The sequence below is a fragment of the Rhizobium sp. RU20A genome (genome assembly GCF_900155885.1).
Lineage (GTDB): Bacteria > Pseudomonadota > Alphaproteobacteria > Rhizobiales > Rhizobiaceae > RU20A.
In genome coordinates, this window is record NZ_FTMB01000002.1 from 1 (window position 1) to 15,225 (window position 15,225).

18 protein-coding genes are annotated in these 15,225 nt (G+C 64.3%); 10 read left to right on the plus strand and 8 right to left on the minus strand.

Annotated features, from left to right (window positions below; translation table 11 throughout):
• On the plus strand, positions 1-298 hold a 298-nt coding region (locus F3H41_RS21420), incomplete at its 5' end, for a hypothetical protein (RefSeq protein WP_210246653.1).
• A 116-nt stretch (positions 299-414) separates the two neighbouring features.
• Here the strand turns inward: F3H41_RS21420 and F3H41_RS08695 are convergent.
• Both F3H41_RS08695 and F3H41_RS08700 read right to left on the minus strand, forming a co-directional pair.
• The gene (locus F3H41_RS08695; RefSeq protein WP_149738285.1) at positions 415-834 is read right to left on the minus strand and encodes a metalloregulator ArsR/SmtB family transcription factor; all 420 of its coding nucleotides are present in this window, start codon (positions 832-834) and stop codon (positions 415-417) included.
• Positions 831-1,478 (minus strand): peroxiredoxin, encoded by a 648-nt coding sequence (locus F3H41_RS08700; protein WP_149738286.1) that lies wholly within the window; start codon positions 1,476-1,478, stop codon positions 831-833. Before F3H41_RS08700 ends, F3H41_RS08695 begins: the two co-directional genes overlap by 4 nt.
• Before the next feature lie 127 nt (positions 1,479-1,605).
• Here F3H41_RS08700 and F3H41_RS08705 point away from each other — a divergent pair, with 127 nt between their 5' ends.
• Genes F3H41_RS08705 through F3H41_RS08740 form a run of 8 tightly spaced genes read left to right on the plus strand, consistent with a single transcriptional unit; the run spans position 1,606 to position 8,464 of the window.
• Positions 1,606-2,541, plus strand: a complete 936-nt coding sequence (locus tag F3H41_RS08705) for an MBL fold metallo-hydrolase (RefSeq protein WP_149738287.1) — start codon at positions 1,606-1,608, stop codon at positions 2,539-2,541.
• A 16-nt stretch (positions 2,542-2,557) separates the two neighbouring features.
• Positions 2,558-2,986 (plus strand): YeeE/YedE thiosulfate transporter family protein, encoded by a 429-nt coding sequence (locus tag F3H41_RS08710; protein WP_149738288.1) that lies wholly within the window; start codon positions 2,558-2,560, stop codon positions 2,984-2,986.
• Positions 2,986-3,426, plus strand: coding sequence for a YeeE/YedE family protein (locus F3H41_RS08715; RefSeq protein WP_149738289.1), 441 nt, complete (start codon positions 2,986-2,988; stop codon positions 3,424-3,426). Before F3H41_RS08710 ends, F3H41_RS08715 begins: the two co-directional genes overlap by 1 nt.
• 12 nt (positions 3,427-3,438) lie before the next feature.
• Positions 3,439-5,115 (plus strand): bifunctional protein tyrosine phosphatase family protein/NAD(P)/FAD-dependent oxidoreductase, encoded by a 1,677-nt coding sequence (locus F3H41_RS08720; RefSeq protein WP_149738290.1) that lies wholly within the window; start codon positions 3,439-3,441, stop codon positions 5,113-5,115.
• Between the two features lie 21 nt (positions 5,116-5,136).
• On the plus strand, positions 5,137-5,928 hold the full coding sequence (locus tag F3H41_RS08725; protein WP_149738291.1) for a sulfite exporter TauE/SafE family protein: 792 nt from the start codon (positions 5,137-5,139) through the stop codon (positions 5,926-5,928).
• Between the two features lie 22 nt (positions 5,929-5,950).
• Positions 5,951-7,354, plus strand: a complete 1,404-nt coding sequence (locus F3H41_RS08730) for a cytochrome ubiquinol oxidase subunit I (protein ID WP_149738292.1) — start codon at positions 5,951-5,953, stop codon at positions 7,352-7,354.
• A complete protein-coding gene (gene cydB, locus F3H41_RS08735; protein ID WP_149738293.1) occupies positions 7,344-8,348 on the plus strand; it encodes a cytochrome d ubiquinol oxidase subunit II in 1,005 nt (334 codons plus the stop codon). Before F3H41_RS08730 ends, cydB begins: the two co-directional genes overlap by 11 nt.
• Positions 8,348-8,464, plus strand: coding sequence for a DUF2474 family protein (locus F3H41_RS08740; protein ID WP_149738294.1), 117 nt, complete (start codon positions 8,348-8,350; stop codon positions 8,462-8,464). The genes cydB and F3H41_RS08740 overlap by 1 nt, the downstream gene beginning before the upstream one ends.
• A gap of 60 nt (positions 8,465-8,524) precedes the next feature.
• On the opposite strand, the gene F3H41_RS08745 is transcribed toward F3H41_RS08740, so the two are convergent.
• Positions 8,525-9,304, minus strand: a complete 780-nt coding sequence (locus F3H41_RS08745; RefSeq protein ID WP_149738295.1) for an SDR family oxidoreductase — start codon at positions 9,302-9,304, stop codon at positions 8,525-8,527.
• The gene (locus tag F3H41_RS08750) at positions 9,301-9,630 is read right to left on the minus strand and encodes a nuclear transport factor 2 family protein (protein ID WP_149738296.1); all 330 of its coding nucleotides are present in this window, start codon (positions 9,628-9,630) and stop codon (positions 9,301-9,303) included. The genes F3H41_RS08745 and F3H41_RS08750 overlap by 4 nt, the downstream gene beginning before the upstream one ends.
• Before the next feature lie 139 nt (positions 9,631-9,769).
• On the opposite strand from F3H41_RS08750, the gene F3H41_RS08755 reads away from it, so the two are divergent.
• Entirely contained in the window at positions 9,770-10,699 is a 930-nt protein-coding gene (locus tag F3H41_RS08755; RefSeq protein WP_149738297.1) for a LysR family transcriptional regulator, read from the plus strand.
• A gap of 23 nt (positions 10,700-10,722) precedes the next feature.
• Here the strand turns inward: F3H41_RS08755 and F3H41_RS08760 are convergent, their stop codons facing one another.
• The 4 genes from F3H41_RS08760 to F3H41_RS08775 all read right to left on the minus strand — a co-directional run bounded on the left by F3H41_RS08760 (position 10,723) and on the right by F3H41_RS08775 (position 15,204).
• Complete coding sequence (locus tag F3H41_RS08760; protein ID WP_188129398.1) at positions 10,723-11,418, minus strand: ROK family protein; 696 nt, start codon at positions 11,416-11,418, stop codon at positions 10,723-10,725.
• A 17-nt stretch (positions 11,419-11,435) separates the two neighbouring features.
• Positions 11,436-12,806 carry a glucose-6-phosphate dehydrogenase gene (gene zwf, locus F3H41_RS08765; RefSeq protein WP_149738298.1) on the minus strand — a complete coding sequence of 457 codons (1,371 nt, stop codon included), beginning with the start codon at positions 12,804-12,806 and terminating at the stop codon, positions 11,436-11,438.
• 10 nt (positions 12,807-12,816) lie between these two features.
• On the minus strand, positions 12,817-13,821 hold the full coding sequence (gene gnd / locus F3H41_RS08770) for a phosphogluconate dehydrogenase (NAD(+)-dependent, decarboxylating) (RefSeq protein WP_149738299.1): 1,005 nt from the start codon (positions 13,819-13,821) through the stop codon (positions 12,817-12,819).
• 561 nt (positions 13,822-14,382) lie between these two features.
• A complete protein-coding gene (locus tag F3H41_RS08775) occupies positions 14,383-15,204 on the minus strand; it encodes a bifunctional allantoicase/(S)-ureidoglycine aminohydrolase (protein WP_149738300.1) in 822 nt (273 codons plus the stop codon).
• Positions 15,205-15,225 lie beyond the last annotated feature (21 nt).

Genomic DNA, 15,225 nt, shown 5'->3' on the forward strand with positions numbered 1-15,225 from the left:
TCTGTTCGTCCGTAAAACGGTTGCGCTTCATTCTCTGGTCCTCTCGATGGGCCAGAGCTTACTTCAAAATGGATTAGTTCAGCGGGGCAAGGTCACAGACAAAGCGTCGGAAGGTCAGGTGCAATTCGATAATCCGAGAATAGCGACTATGAATACGGGTCGTGCCGCATTCGGGACACCTGCAACCTCGGGACTGACCATGTGCGGTGACGACGATCACATCGGGTCTGTGATACACTGCCTCCACGTTCAACTCGGTTTAAATCGGAAGGCTGAAAATAGGCTCGCATGGCGCTGATTCTCCTTCAAGAGCCAGGCCAGTAGAATCCGAAACATCATCGAGAATGAGTCAGAGCCCTTATTCCAGCCTAATCAAAGATTTCTGTTTGAGAAGGTGATGCGATGACGCTTCGGCTAGCCTTCCAGACGCGCCCAGAGCGACATTTCGCCGGGGTAGTCCAGCGTGGCTGACGTCCCCTGCCGTGGCGCTGCGGGTTTGGCCTCTGACGCCGCCGCATCGGCATCGGCGGCGCAAAATACCTGCATCAACATCTTCATGACCGCCAGAACGCGATCATCGGCGATCGAGTAGTAGATTTGCCGCGAGGCGCGACGGGTCTGCACGACGCCGGCCTGGCGCAGTTCGGCGAGTTGCTGCGACAGGGCCGGCTGCTTGAAATCGAGCGCTTCCTGTATTTCCCCGACGGAGCGCTCCTTGTCGGCGATATGGCACAGCAGAATGAGCCGGCTTGGCGTGCTGAAGAGGCGCATGAAATCGGCGGCCTCAGCCGCTTTTTCCTGCATCGCGTCAAGGGATGGGGGCTTTTGTGTCATGCCTTGCGCTCCCGGTAATACCACGACGGCCCACCATCCCTCTCATCCGCCTCCTGTATCGAGGTGGCTGCGGGCTCGATCAGCGCGTCGCCAGGCTGCCATCCTTCCGGCGTCAGGGCCTGTGCGGCTTGCGATGCCTGAAGGGCGGCCACGAGGCGCAACAGTTCTGCAACCGACCGCCCGACATTCATCGGGTACCAGGCAATGGCACGGATCACGCCCTCGGGGTCGATGACGTAGGTGGCCCGCACCGTCCCGCTGTTTTGCGCGGCCGCATCCAGCATTCCGTAGGCGCGCGCGATGATCATCGCGGAATCCTCGATCAGCGGAAAGCCGACCTTCACACCGAAGCTGCGCTCGATGTCGCGAAGCCAGGCGACGTGCGCGTAGAGGCTGTCGACGGACAGGCCGAGCAGATCGCAATCAAGTCTTGCAAAATCCGGCTGCGCCTTCGCAAAGGCGATGAATTCGCTCGTGCAGACGGAGGTAAAGTCTGCTGGATGCGAGAAAAACACCAGCCAGCGTCCGCGATAGTCCGACAGCGCGATGTCGCCGGCGGTGGAGCGCGCCCTGAAACCTGGCGCCCTGTCGTGAAGGCGCAGTGCCGGCGATGGCGAATGCTGGTTCGAGCCCGATCCATCCATGTTCGAAATACCTCATTGACGCGTGCCTGCATGGCTTAGCGCCATCCCCTCCATTTGTCATCAGAAATTCACTATTGCATTATTAATATAACTATGCATTATTTGCACATGGACAGGAGTGAAATCAATGACCGAGAGCGCAGATATCCATCTCACCCATGCATCGCAGATCGTCCGGGAGGCGCTGGCCGAGGCCGCCAAGCGTCCGCACGTCGAATCCTTCTTTGACCCCGCGACATTCACCGTCAGCCACGTCGTTCGCGATCCGCAGTCGAAGGCCTGCGCGATCATCGACAGCGTCCTCGACTATGATGCTGCATCCGGAAGGACGGTGAGCGCCTCCGCGCAATCCCTCATTGATTACGTCAAATCCGAAAGTCTCGAGGTCCAGTGGCTTCTGGAGACGCATGCCCATGCCGACCATCTGTCGGCCGCGCCCTTCCTTCAGAAGGAGATCGGCGGCCAATTGGCGATTGGGCGTGAGATCATCCGCGTGCAGGAAGTGTTCGGCAAGATTTTCAACGCCGGCACCGAGTTCCAGCGCGACGGCAGCCAGTTCGACCAGTTGTTCCAGGATGGCGACCGCTTCAAGATCGGAAACCTCGACGCCACGGTCCTGCATGTGCCCGGCCATACCCCGGCCTGCCTTGCCTATGTCATCGGCGACGCGGTGTTCCCCGGCGACACGCTGTTCATGCCGGATTTCGGCACGGCGCGCTGTGACTTTCCGGGGGGCGACGCCCGCACGCTTTACCGTTCGATCAAACGGCTGACGCAATTGCCGGACGAGGGCCGCATGTTCATGTGCCACGACTACAAGGCACCCGGCCGCGATACCTATGCCTGGGAAACGACCGTCGGCGCCGAGCGCACTGGCAATATCCATACGCATGACGGCGTCAGCGAAGACGAATTCGTCGCGATGCGCACGGCACGCGACGCGACGCTTGCCATGCCCAAACTGATCCTGCCGTCGGTGCAGGTGAACATGCGGGGCGGGCAAATGCCCCCGGCGGAAGAAAACGGTGTCCAGTACCTGAAGATTCCCGTCAACGCCCTCTAACGACCCGGTCTTAGCCATGTCCAGTTTCAATTTTCTGTGGCCGCTCGCCGGGGGCCTTCTCATCGGCCTGTCGGCGGCGCTCTACCTGCTGCTGAACGGGCGCGTTGCCGGCATATCCGGCCTGACCGCAAGCGCGGTCGGCCTGTCCGGCGGGCGCCCAGGCCTTCTCGGCCTCGGGTTCCTCGGCGGCATCCTTGCAGGCGCGGCAGCGGCGTTTGCCTTCATCCGGGAACCGAACCTGACCATCACGGCGTCACCGCTTCTTCTGGTCGCCGGCGGATTGCTGGTCGGTTTTGGAACGCGGCTCGGATCGGGATGCACCAGCGGCCACGGTGTCTGCGGACTGGCACGCCTGTCGCCCCGCTCGATCGTTTCGACGCTCACCTTCATGGCCGTTGCGGCTGTGACGGTCACTGTCATGCGCCATCTGGCAGGCGGTGCGTGATGGTGCCCCGGCTTCTCGCATCGATCCTCTCCGGCCTCCTGTTCGGCGCCGGCCTCGTCATCTCCGATATGGTCAATCCGGCCCGCGTCCTTGCCTTTCTCGACGTGACCGGCGCCTGGGATCCATCGCTGGCTTTCGTGATGGGGGGAGCGCTCATTCCCTCATCCATTGCCTATGCGATCAAGCGCAACCGGACCCGTCCGGTCTTCGACACCACCTTTCACGTTCCGACCAGCCGCGTCATTGACCGCCCGCTGGTTGGCGGCGCCATCCTTTTCGGTCTTGGCTGGGGGCTTGTGGGCCTCTGCCCCGGCCCCGCGATTGCATCTCTCGCTACAGGCCGCTGGGAGGCGGTCCTGTTCACGGCCGCCATGCTCGCCGGCATGGCTGCCTACCGGATGGCCACGTCGCGCGGGAGCGCCCGGGCCCAGGCATCTTGAGGAGGAACTGCCATGGACATCAGAAGGCTTGATACCAGCATCAGCGTCTCGCCCCAGATCGGGCTCGACGACATCAATGAATTTGCCCGCCTCGGCTTCCGGTCGATCCTGTCAGCACGGCCCGATGGCGAAGAGGAGGCCCAGCCGTCTGCGGACAGCGTCTGTCTTGCCGCGGAAGGGGCAGGCCTTGAATTCCGGCACGTGCCCGTCGTCGCGTCCAGCATTTCCGAGCGCGATGTCGTGCTCTTCCAGAAGGCGGTTGAAGACCTGCCCAAGCCGATTCTGGCATTCTGCCGGTCCGGAACGCGGGTGGCGATGCTCTGGGCATTGTCGCAGGCCCCGGAGCTTGGCGCGGACGCCGCGCTGAAGGCGACGCAGCAAGCCGGATATGATCTCTCGAACCTGCGACCCCGCCTTGCCGAGCGCAGCCATACGTCGGATGCACCCTCCAGCGCAGCCTGCGACGTCCTGATCGTCGGGGCCGGCGCGGCCGGCATCGCCACGGCGGCAAGTCTTCTAAAGCGTCGCCGCTGCCTCAACATCATCCTGGTAGACCCGGCAGAACGCCACGCCTATCAGCCCGGCTGGACCATGGTTGGCGGCGGTATTTTCAAGCCGGAGGACACGGTTCGTCCCATGCGTGACCTCATACCGCAGGGCGCAAAATGGGAAAGGGCGTCTGTCGCCGCATTCGAGCCCGATCATGACCGCGTTGTCCTGACCGATGGCCGGCGTATCGGTTACCGGATGCTCGTTGCGGCACCCGGCGTCATGCTCAACTGGTCGGCGATCGAAGGTCTCGAAGACGCACTCGGGCGCAACGGGGTCACCTCGAACTACCGGTTCGATACGGCGCCCTACACCTGGTCCCTCGTCCAGAACCTGAAAGGCGGGCGCGCGCTTTTTACCCAGCCGCCAATGCCCATCAAATGCGCCGGCGCGCCGCAGAAGGCCATGTACCTGTCGGGGGACCACTGGTACCGGCAGGGCCGGATCAACGACATCGATATCGAATTCCACACCGCCGGACCCGTGCTGTTCGGCGTGAAGGACTATGTGCCGGCGCTGATGGAATATGTGAAGAAATACCGGGCGAACCTGAATTTCGGCTCCCGACTGCTGGCCGTCGACGGACAGAAAAAGGAGGCCCGTTTTGCCCGGACGGCGGCCGACGGCACCGTCACGGAGGAGACGCTCGGCTTTGACATGATCCATGTCTGCCCGCCGCAGATCGCGCCCGACTTCGTTCGCAACAGCCCACTCGCGAACCAGGGCGGGTGGATCGATGTCGACGAGGCGACCCTCCAGCACAAGCGCTATCCGAACGTGTTTTCGCTCGGCGATGCCGCCGCGACATCCAACGCCAAGACGGCCGCAGCCGCCCGCAAGCAGGCGCCGATCGTCGCCGAGAACGTTCTTTCTGTGCTCGACGGCCGGGACATGCCGGCAGCCTACGACGGTTATGGTTCATGCCCGCTGACCGTGGAGCGCGGCAAGATCGTGCTTGCCGAATTCGGCTATGGCGGAAAGCTGATGCCGACCTTTCCGACCTGGGTCATCGACGGCACGAAGCCCTCCAGCCTTGCATGGTACCTGAAGGCCGAAGCCCTGCCGCCGATCTACTGGCACGCCATGCTGAAGGGCCGTGAATGGCTGGTCAGCCCCGACCTCAAGAAAACGGCCGCGTGAACGCGACAGGAGGCGATGATCATGATGCTCGAACCGCTGCAATATGGCCTTGGCGCCGTCTCCGGAGGACTGGTGGGTTTCACGCTCGGTCTCTTCGGCGGTGGCGGTTCGATCCTGGCCGTGCCGTTGATGGTGTATCTGGTGGGCGTGCCGAGCCCGCACATGGCGATCGGGACAAGCGCCTTTGCCGTCGCGGCCAATGCCTTTACCAATCTCGTCGGCCATGCGCGGCTCGGGAACGTCAAGTGGCGCTGCGCCGGCATCTATAGCGTCGCGGGTATCGTCGGCGCCTTTATCGGCTCCACCTTCGGAAAGATGATCGACGGGCAGAAGCTGCTGATCCTCTTTGCCCTGCTCATGCTGCTCGTCGGGGTTCTCATGCTGCGTGGCCGCGGCGCGCAGGGCAATCCCGGCGCCCAGTGTTCGCGCGAGAACGTTCACAAGGTGGCCGGCTTCGGCGGGCTGACCGGCGTCTTCTCCGGCTTTTTCGGCATCGGCGGCGGCTTCCTGATCGTGCCGGGCCTCATTGCCTCGACCAACATGCCGATCCTCTTTGCGATCGGCTCCTCGCTCGTTGCGGTCACGGCCTTCGGGCTGACCACGGCCCTCAACTACGCCTTTTCCGGCTATGTCGACTGGCTGCTGGCGGCAATCTTCATCGCCGGTGGCACATTTGGCGGTTTTGCAGGTTCGGCTCTTGCCAAGCACCTGTCGGCGCGCAAGGGCACGCTGAACAGCCTTTTTGCCACACTGATCTTCGCCGTCGCAGCCTATATGCTGTATCGTAGCCTTGGTCAGGCTTCGCACGCCTGATCGTCCGACACATGAGGGTCCCATGTTCGAGAATTTCGACGCGGTCGTCCTTGCCCGTATCCAGTTTGCCTTTACGGTCTCGGCCCATATCATCTTTCCGGCTTTCTCGATCGGCCTGGCGAGCTACCTCTTCGTGCTCGAAGCGCTGCACCTGAAGACCAAACGCGTGGTCTATCTGGAACTCTTCAATTTCTGGAAGACAATCTTCGCCGTCGCCTTCGGCATGGGCGTCGTGTCGGGCATCGTCATGTCCTACCAGTTCGGCACCAACTGGGCGGTCTTCTCCGACAAGGCGGGGCCGGTCATCGGCCCGCTGATGGGCTATGAGGTCCTGACCGCCTTCTTCCTCGAAGCCGGCTTCCTCGGCGTCATGCTGTTCGGGCGCGAGCGGGTCGGTCCCGGCCTGCATTTCCTCGCCACCGGCATGGTGGCGTTCGGCACGCTGATATCCGCGACGTGGATCCTCGCCGTCAATTCCTGGATGCAGACGCCGGCCGGCTTCGGCTTCAATGACCAGGGCCAGTTCATCCCGCTCGACTGGTGGGCGGTGATCTTCAACCCGTCCTTCCCCTATCGGCTCGTCCACATGGTTCTGGCCGCCTACCTCACCACCGCCTTCGTGGTCGGTGCGGTCGGGGCCTGGCACCTGCTGAAGCGCACGGCGCCGCTGCGCGCCTCCACCATGTTCTCGATGGCCATGTGGATGGCCGCCATCGTCGCGCCGATCCAGATCCTTGCCGGCGACGCCCACGGCCTCAACACGCTGGAACACCAGCCCGCCAAGGTGATGGCGATGGAAGGGCATTTCGACAGCCACCCCGACGGCGCACCGCTCATCCTCTTCGGGCTGCCGAACGAGGCCGAAAAGCGCGTCGACTACGCCATCGAAATTCCCAAGCTCTCCAGCCTGATCCTGAAGCATGGTCTCAACGAACCGCTCGCGGGTCTCGATACGATCGACGACGACAAGGAGCCGCCGGTGGCGATCGTCTTCTGGTCGTTCCGCGTCATGGTCGCCATTGGCTTTGCCATGCTCGGCATCGGCCTGTGGTCGCTGGTCTGCCGCTGGCGTGGCACGCTGACCAAGAGCGTCTGGCTGCACCGCACCGCCGTCGCCATGGGACCGGCCGGTTTCCTGGCGGTTCTCGCCGGCTGGATCACCACCGAGGTCGGACGCCAGCCCTATACGGTCTATGGCCATCTTTTGACGGCACAGTCGCATTCGCCCATTGCCGCACCTGCGGTGGCGGCCTCGCTGATCGCCTTCATCATCGTCTATTTCTTCGTCTTCGGTGCCGGCACCTTCTATATCCTCCGGCTGATGGCGCGGCTGCCGCGTGATCCGACGCCTGACCTGCAGGAGGGTCCGATCCGCACCCAGGGCATCACGCCCGGTCCAAGCCTTGGAGGCTCGCATGCCCATTGATCTCGCCTTCATCTGGGCCGCCATCATTGCCTTCGGCGTGCTCGCCTATGTCGTGATGGACGGCTTCGACCTTGGCGTCGGCATCCTCTTTCCCCTCTTCCGGGCAAAGCACGACCGCGACGTGATGATGAATTCCGTCGCGCCCGTCTGGGACGGCAACGAGACCTGGCTGGTGCTGGGCGGTGGCGGCCTTCTGGCCGTCTTCCCGCTCGCCTATGCAACGATCCTGCCGGCCCTTTACATGCCGCTCATCCTCATGCTGCTCGGGCTGATCTTCCGGGGCGTTGCCTTCGAATATCGCTGGCGCACGAAACGCTGGGAGCGCGTCTGGGATGTGGCCTTTGCGGGCGGCTCGCTGGTCGCGGCCTTCTGCCAGGGCATCGCGCTCGGTGCGCTGGTGCAGGGCATCACCGTCGTCGATCGCGCCTATGCGGGCGGCTGGTGGGACTGGCTGACGCCGTTTTCGATCGCCACCGGCCTTGCGCTCGTCATCGGCTATGGCCTGCTCGGCGCGACCTGGCTGGTGATGAAGACGGAGGGTGACCTCGCCCTGCGCGCACGCCGGCTGGCTCTGCCCTTCGCCGTCGCAACCGTTCTGGCCATGGGCGTCTTCAGTCTCTGGACGCCCTGGCTTCGGCCCCTCTACCTCGACCGCTGGTTCGGTTTCCCGACCGCCATCTTCAGCGTCATCGTGCCGCTGCTGGTGCTCGGCTGCCTTTACCTGATCGTCAAGGGGCTGAGGACCGGCCGCGATGCGCTGCCCTTCCTCGCCTCGCTCGGGCTGTTCGTGCTCGGCTATATCGGCATCGGCATCAGCTTCTATCCCTATATCGTGCCGACATCGCTGACCATCTGGGACGCCGCAGCGCCGCCGGAGAGCCTCTCCTTCCTTCTGGTCGGCGCCGTCGTCCTTGTACCGATCATTCTTGCCTATACCGCCTATTCCTACTGGGTCTTTCGCGGCAAGGTCCGGCACGGGGAAGGATATCACTGATGACCGCCAAGACGACCTGGGCAAAACGTCTGGCCTGGTTCGTGGCGCTCTGGGCACTCGGGGTGCTCGCAACCGGTGCGGTCGCCTTCGGCATCCGGATCTGGCTGCGGGCGTGAGAAAAGCCCAGCGCTCCTCTCGGCCCGGAACAGCAAAGAGCGCCCCGCTCCATCCCGACCTCAGGCGGTCGGGACCGTTCCTCCGTCAATGATGTGCTCCGTGCCGGTGATGGAGGAGGCACGGTCCGAGGCGAGGAAGGCGATGAGGTCCGCCACCTCCCCCGGCGCGGCGGGGCGGCCGAGCGGTATGCCGCCGAGCGAATTCATGATGACCTCCAGCGCCGCCTCGTAGCTGATGCCGGCCTCCTTCGCGATCCGCAGGGCAAGGCCGTTCGAGGTGCGATCGGCGATCCAGCCCGGAGAGACCCTCACCACCCGCACGCCCTTCGGAGACACTTCCTTGGAGATGCTCTTGCTGTAGGTGTTGAGCGCCGCCTTTGCCGCAGCATAGCCGGTCGTTGCTTCCGGCAGCGGCAGGCTTCTCTGGATCGAGGTGACGTGGATGACGACGCCCTTGCCTTCAGCGATCATGCCGGGGATCAGGGCCCGGTCGAGCCGGATCGCGGGGAAGAGGTTGAGGTTGAACTCCTTCTCCCACTCCTCGTCCGTGAGGGCGGCAAAGCCGCCCGAAGGCGCCGAGGAGCCGCCCAGCATGTTGACGAGGATGTCGAGACCGCCGAAGTCGCGTCGCACCGCCTCTGCCACGGTCTCAACGCCAGCCTTCGTGGTCAGGTCGGCCTCGACGAAGGCCGCGCCGGAAAAACCGGCAGGCCGGGTGCGCGCCGTCGTCATCACCCGCGCGCCGAGCGCCTTGAAGAGCGAAACGGTGGCGGCGCCGGCGCCGGACGTGCCGCCGGTGATGAGGGCGCGGCGGCCCTCCAGCGTGAGGAAGGGCGTCATACCGTGACCTCCAGTTCGGCAACCTTGTCGCCTTCGAGAACGAACATATACCGAAGATCGATCGGGCTGCCCGGGAAGGTGCCGACGACGTGGCAGGTCACCTGTGTCCGGCCGTTCTCGCTGGCGATGAAGAACGGCTCCGTCGTGTAGCTGTACTGCTTCAGTTCCGCGGCCATGAAGGCGCGGATGGCGGCGCGCCCCCGGTGGGTCTCGCCCCGATCCTTCATAATGCCAGTCTCGATGAAGGCTTCGGCGATCGCGTCGGGGTCGGCGATCCGGTCAGCGGCGAAAAAGGCTTCGATGGCCTTGGGAAGTTGGATGGTCATGGCGGTTCTCCGTCCGTTTCCAGGCTTGGCGTCTGGCGGCCTCGCCTTCGTCGTGAAGGTCGATAGGTGCAATCTAAGGCCGGACGGTTGACACGATAAGCGGGACAAACAAGGATAAGGAATTTCGGAAAACGGGATAATGACGCGATCTGTTCTTGTCGATCTGGATGCCGTTCTGACCATTGCGCGCCTCGGCTCGTTTCGCGCGGCGGCGGTGGAGCTTGGCCTCTCCACGACGGCGCTCAGCAATGCCGTGGCCAAGCTGGAACAGCGCCTCGGCATCCGGCTGTTCAACCGCACGACGCGCAGTGTCTCGCTCACCGATGCGGGCCGAACCTTCGTCGAGCGGGTGGGGCCGGCGATGACCGACATTCACGACGCGCTGCTCGCCGTGCAATCGCTGCAGGCGGTGCCGACCGGCACGCTGCGGATCAACGCCTTTGCCTCGGCGGCACGCGAGGTCATGGAGCCGATCATCCTGCCTTTCCTGCAGCGCTATCCGCAGGTGCATATCGACCTCGTCACGGAGGGCCGGATCGTCGATATCGTCGCGGCGGGCTTCGATCTGGGCCTAAGGCCAGCCCATCTGGTGCCGAACGACATGATCGCCGTGCCGCTTGGCCGGGCGCGCAGCAATGCGGTCGTCGCCTCGCCCGCATTTCTGGCCGCCCACGGCGTCCCGATCGTTCCCGCCGACCTCTACCGCTTCCGCTGCATCCGGGCGCGGCTTCCGAACAACGCCCTGTTTCGCTGGCAGTTCGAAAAGGATGGGGAGGCCGTGCAGATCGATGTTCAGGGGTCGATCACCCTCGACGAATCGAGCCTTGTCAGCATCGCCGCGCGCAGCGGCCTCGGCCTTGGCTATGTGATGGAGGCGGATGTGCGCGGGGATATTGCCGCCGGGCGGCTGGTGCGGGTACTTGAGGACTGGACGCCGACCCTTCCGCCGCTCGCGCTCTACTATCCCGGCCGGAAAAACCCGCCCGCCGCCTTCACGGCCTTCATGCAGGCGGTCCGCGATGTCACGGCGGGCCGTGCGATCGATGCCGGCCCTGTACAGGCGGGATAAGGGTGCGGGCCGGGTGCGCGCGCTTACACCACGAGGGCGGCGTCCTTCCACAGGCGAAAGCCACCCTCGAAGGCGAGGGCATTGTCGCCGCGCCGGCATTTTTCGGGAAGCGTGTCGAGCTTTTCGACATTGCCGCCACCGATGACCACCTCATCGGGTTGAAGGGCCGCCGTCAGGCGCTCGACCACATCGAAGACGCGCTTTCGCCAGACCTTGTTGCCCTTCTTTTCGCGGTAGGCCTCGCCGACATAGTGCTCGTAGGTCTTGCCCTTGCGGTAGGGCAGATGGGCGATCTCCATGGGCTGCGCGACGTTTTCCACGATCATGGCGGCACCAAGCCCGGTGCCGAGACCGAGGAAGAGCATGCGGCCACCATTATAAGAGCCGATGGCCTGCATCAGCGCATCATTGACAATGCGGACGGGGCAGCCGAAGGCGCCGGCATAGTCGAAGCCGACCCAGCCTTCGCCGAGATTGACGGGCTCGCGCAGCGGCCTGTTGTGAACGACGGGGCCGGGATAGCCCATGGCGATCACGTCATAGGAGAGACCGGCCGCCATGGCCTTGACGGCCTCGACCATCCCCTCCCCGGTCATCGCCTTGCCACTTTCGACCTTCTTTTCCTCCCCGCCTGCGCTGGAGCGGATCTTCACGTGGCTCCCGCCAATATCGATCGAGAGGACGGCGCGGTCGCTCTTGTCCGGCATCGGGTCAGTCATTGCGCTCTCCATGTCGTTCAGGCCGGATCGACCCAGCCCCCGGGCGGTGCAAAACCGGCCATTTCGTCAGGCCCCCAGGTGCCGGGCCGGTAGAGTGGCGGCGTTGAGGGATCATCGAGGATGGGCTCCACAATCTTCCAGGCAAGTTCCGCCGCATCCTGACGGGTGAAGAGCTGGCGCTCTCCGGCCATCGCATCGCCGATCAGCCGCTCGTAGGGGGCCATGTCGCCGACGCCGTCGTCGAGGGCGGAAAGTTCCACCGCCTCGCCCTGCATGCCGTCGCCGGCCGCCTTGCGCCGGGCGCCAAGGCCGATGGCGATGTCAGGGCCGAGGCGGAAGCGAACATAGTTCGGCGCGGCGGTCTTCATGTCGTCGAAGAGCGCGACCGGTGGCTGCTTGAAGCGCACCACCACCTCGGTGGCATGGGCCGGCAGGTTCTTTCCGGCCCGGATGAAGAAGGGAACGCCGTTCCAGCGCCAGGTCGTGATGCGAAAGCGCACGGCGGCGAAGGTCTCGCGCGTCGAGCCCGGTGCGACGCCCGGCTCGTCGAGATAGCCATCGAACTGGCCACGCACCACGTCGTCGCGCGTCAATGGCGGCATGGCCTTGAGGATCTGCACCTTTTCGTCGACCAGATCGTCCGAGGCGCTGGTTGCCGGCGGCTCCATGGCGAGCAACAGGAGCACGTTGACGAGATGGTTCTGGATGACATCGCGGATGCAGCCGACCTCATCATAGAATTTGCCGCGCCCCTTGATGCCGAAATCCTCCGCCATGGTGATCTGCACGCTGTCGATGTGATTGCGGTTCCAGACCGGCTCGAGAAAGGCGTTGGCGAAGCGGAAATAGAGAATGTTCTGAATCGCTTCCTTGCCGAGGAAATGGTCGATCCGGAAGATGGCATCCTCATCGAACACGCCATGCAGCGCCGTGTTCAGCGCCTTGGCGGAAGCGAGGTCGTGGCCGAAGGGCTTTTCGACCATCAGCCGGGCCGTTGCGGCGATGTCGGCCGTTTCGAGCCCCGATACGACCGTCTGGAACAGCGAGGGCGGGATGGCGAGGTAGTAGAGGGGGTGGGTGTGCTCACCGAGCGCAACCCGCAACCGGTCGAAGGTCGCCTGGCTGCGGTAGTCGCCGGAGACGTAGTCGAGCTGGGCCGCGAGCCGCCCGAAAACGGCCTCGTCGATCGCCTTGACATGGGTCACGACGGCATCGCGGGCCCGGGCGATCAGTTGCTCGCGCGTCCAGTCCTCGAAGGCGACGCCGATGATCGGCGTGGTGAGGGTGCCGCGTTTGACCATCGCGTAGAGGGAGGGAAAGATCATCTTGTGGGCAAGATCGCCCGTGGCGCCGAACACCACCAGCACATCGGATCGCTGTTTTGCCATCGCCCTTCCCTTACCGTGCCTTTTCCAGATGGCCGCCAAAGGCAAAGCGCATGGCCGAGAGAACCTTGCCGGCAAACTCCGCTTCGCCGCGCGAGGAAAACCGCTCGAACAGCGCCGAGGCGAGCACCGGGGCCGGCACGCCGGTCTCGACGGCCGCCTGCAGTGTCCAGCGTCCCTCGCCGGAATCCGAAACGCGCCCGTCATAGCGCTCCAGATGCTGATCCTGCTTCAGCGCCTCGGCCGTCAGGTCCAGAAGCCAGGAACCGATGACGGAACCATGCCGCCAGACTTCGGTGACGGCAGGAAGGTCGATGTCGAACTGGTAGTATTGCGGATGGGTCAGCGGCGCGGTCTCGGCATCTGCCGTGCGCGGCTGCGTTCCGAGATTGGCGGCCTTCAGGATGTTGAGGCCCTCGGCATAGGCGGCCATCACGCCGTATTCGATGCCGTTGTGCACCATCTTGACGAAGTGGCCGGCACCGGAGGGACCGCAATGCAGATAGCCGCGCGGGGCCGTGCCGGTTGCGGGGTCGCTCGCGATATCCTGCCCGGCGCCCGGCGCCAGAGACGCAAAGATAGGGTCCAGCCGCTCGACGGCGGGTTTTGGGCCGCCGATCATCAGCGAATAACCGCGATCGAGGCCCCACACGCCCCCGGAGGTGCCGGTGTCGATGACGTCGATGCCGCGGGGCGAAAACTCCGCCGCCAGATCGATCGCCTCGCGGTAGAAGGAATTGCCGCCGTCGATGATGGCGTCGCCGCTCTCCAAAAGGGCGGCGAAGTCGCGAGCGATCTTCGGCGTGATGGCGGCCGGCAGCATCAGCCAGACGGCACGCGGCGGCGTCAGCTTCGCCACGAGGTCTTCCGGCGAGTTCGCGCCCGTCGCGCCTTCCCGCACGAGCGCCTCGACATTGGCCGGATTGACGTCGAAGACGACGCAGTCGTGGCCGTATTTCAAAAGCCGCCGCACCATGTTGGCGCCCATGCGTCCCAGTCCAACCATCGCAATCTGCATCTCATCACTCCTTGTCTGGCGATCTCCGAGATCGCGTCATTCGCCGGGGCGAACGGTGAAACGGGTTTGCGGGGCGCACGGTGGAGGCCCGCGCTGCTGGCGTCACGCCGCGGATCCTCCTGACCTGACGATCTCTGCGTGTTGGGGAAAGCACGGGACGGCAATCGGGGCGGGGTTCAGGTGGGGCATTGCGTAGACCTTGGCAATCGTCTGGCCGGCCATCGACGGGCGGCGAAACCAAAGTCTTGCAAAGACTGATGCTTCAGGACCGCCGATCATACAGGCTTGCTGTACAAGCTAGGCCACGTAGCCCCGTCGGCAACTTACGATTTGGTAATTTCTTGAGCGGGAAGAAGCAGGCGCGCCGCGCTCATCTCTATAGGTCCGCGTCGCCTGCAGAAGGGCGGGGCGCGACAGTGGGTCCGGCATCCCGGCCAGGCGGTCCTGCGGTCCGGCGGCCGCGCCTGTCGCTTTTGCAGCCGCTCATGACGAGCGTACAGGAACGGCCACGCCGGGCTGGCATGGCCGTTCTCCTTTCAGGGGGCGATCGACGGCTGCGCTCTACCAGAGCGCCGGATGGCGGTTGACGTCCTTGTAGAGCAGGTAGCGGAAGCGCCCCGGGCCGCCCGCATAGCAGGCCTGCGGGCAGAAGGCGCGCAGCCACATATAGTCGCCCGCCTCGACCTCCACCCAATCCTCGTTGAGACGGTAGACGGCCTTGCCCTCCAGCACATAGAGGCCGTGCTCCATGATGTGGGTTTCCATGAAGGGAATGATGGCGCCCGGCTGGAAGGTGACGATGTTGAGGTGCATGTCGTAGCGCACGTCGGCGGGGTCGATGAAGCGGGTGGTCGCCCAGCGGCCGTCCGTATCGGGCATGGCGTGCATGGCGCAGTCATCTTCATGGGTGAAGATGGCCGGCGGCGGCGCGAGGCCATCCACGACCTTGAAGGCCTTGCGCACCCAGTGAAAGCGGATCGGGGCGGCGCTGTCGTTGCGCAGGGACCACATGCTACCCGCGGGCAGGTACGCGAAGGAGCCGGCGCGCAAGGCATGATCCTTGCCCGCATGGGTGATGGTCCCCTCGCCTTCGACGACGAAAATTGCCGCCGATGCGCGGGCATCGGGCTCGGGCTTCTCGCTGCCACCGCCCGGCTTCACCTCCATGATGTACTGGGCGAAGGTTTCGGAAAAACCGGTCATGGGACGGGCGATGATCCAGGCGCGCGTCTCGGTCCAGTGGGGCAGGACGCTGGTGACGATGTCGCTCATCACCGTCTTCGGGATCACCGCATAGGCCGTCTTGAAGACCGCCTTGCTGGAGAGGGTCTGCGTCTGCGGCGGAAGGCCGCCGACATCTGAAAAATACGAAGTGCTGCTCATTTTCTTCCCGCCGTCCCGGCC

Coding starts and splice junctions, on each gene's coding strand:
- F3H41_RS08720 (WP_149738290.1), top strand. CDS start 3,439: ATGGACATCAGAAGGCTTGATACCAGCATCAGCGTCTCGCCCCAGATC.
- F3H41_RS08740 (WP_149738294.1), top strand. CDS start 8,348: ATGACCGCCAAGACGACCTGGGCAAAACGTCTGGCCTGGTTCGTGGCG.
- F3H41_RS08710 (WP_149738288.1), top strand. CDS start 2,558: ATGTCCAGTTTCAATTTTCTGTGGCCGCTCGCCGGGGGCCTTCTCATC.
- F3H41_RS08755 (WP_149738297.1), top strand. CDS start 9,770: ATGACGCGATCTGTTCTTGTCGATCTGGATGCCGTTCTGACCATTGCG.
- F3H41_RS08730 (WP_149738292.1), top strand. CDS start 5,951: ATGTTCGAGAATTTCGACGCGGTCGTCCTTGCCCGTATCCAGTTTGCC.
- gnd (WP_149738299.1), bottom strand. CDS start 13,821: ATGCAGATTGCGATGGTTGGACTGGGACGCATGGGCGCCAACATGGTG.
- F3H41_RS08695 (WP_149738285.1), bottom strand. CDS start 834: ATGACACAAAAGCCCCCATCCCTTGACGCGATGCAGGAAAAAGCGGCT.
- F3H41_RS08715 (WP_149738289.1), top strand. CDS start 2,986: ATGGTGCCCCGGCTTCTCGCATCGATCCTCTCCGGCCTCCTGTTCGGC.
- cydB (WP_149738293.1), top strand. CDS start 7,344: ATGCCCATTGATCTCGCCTTCATCTGGGCCGCCATCATTGCCTTCGGC.
- F3H41_RS08775 (WP_149738300.1), bottom strand. CDS start 15,204: ATGAGCAGCACTTCGTATTTTTCAGATGTCGGCGGCCTTCCGCCGCAG.
- F3H41_RS08725 (WP_149738291.1), top strand. CDS start 5,137: ATGATGCTCGAACCGCTGCAATATGGCCTTGGCGCCGTCTCCGGAGGA.
- F3H41_RS08750 (WP_149738296.1), bottom strand. CDS start 9,630: ATGACCATCCAACTTCCCAAGGCCATCGAAGCCTTTTTCGCCGCTGAC.
- F3H41_RS08700 (WP_149738286.1), bottom strand. CDS start 1,478: ATGGATGGATCGGGCTCGAACCAGCATTCGCCATCGCCGGCACTGCGC.
- F3H41_RS08760 (WP_188129398.1), bottom strand. CDS start 11,418: ATGACTGACCCGATGCCGGACAAGAGCGACCGCGCCGTCCTCTCGATC.
- F3H41_RS08745 (WP_149738295.1), bottom strand. CDS start 9,304: ATGACGCCCTTCCTCACGCTGGAGGGCCGCCGCGCCCTCATCACCGGC.
- F3H41_RS08705 (WP_149738287.1), top strand. CDS start 1,606: ATGACCGAGAGCGCAGATATCCATCTCACCCATGCATCGCAGATCGTC.
- zwf (WP_149738298.1), bottom strand. CDS start 12,806: ATGGCAAAACAGCGATCCGATGTGCTGGTGGTGTTCGGCGCCACGGGC.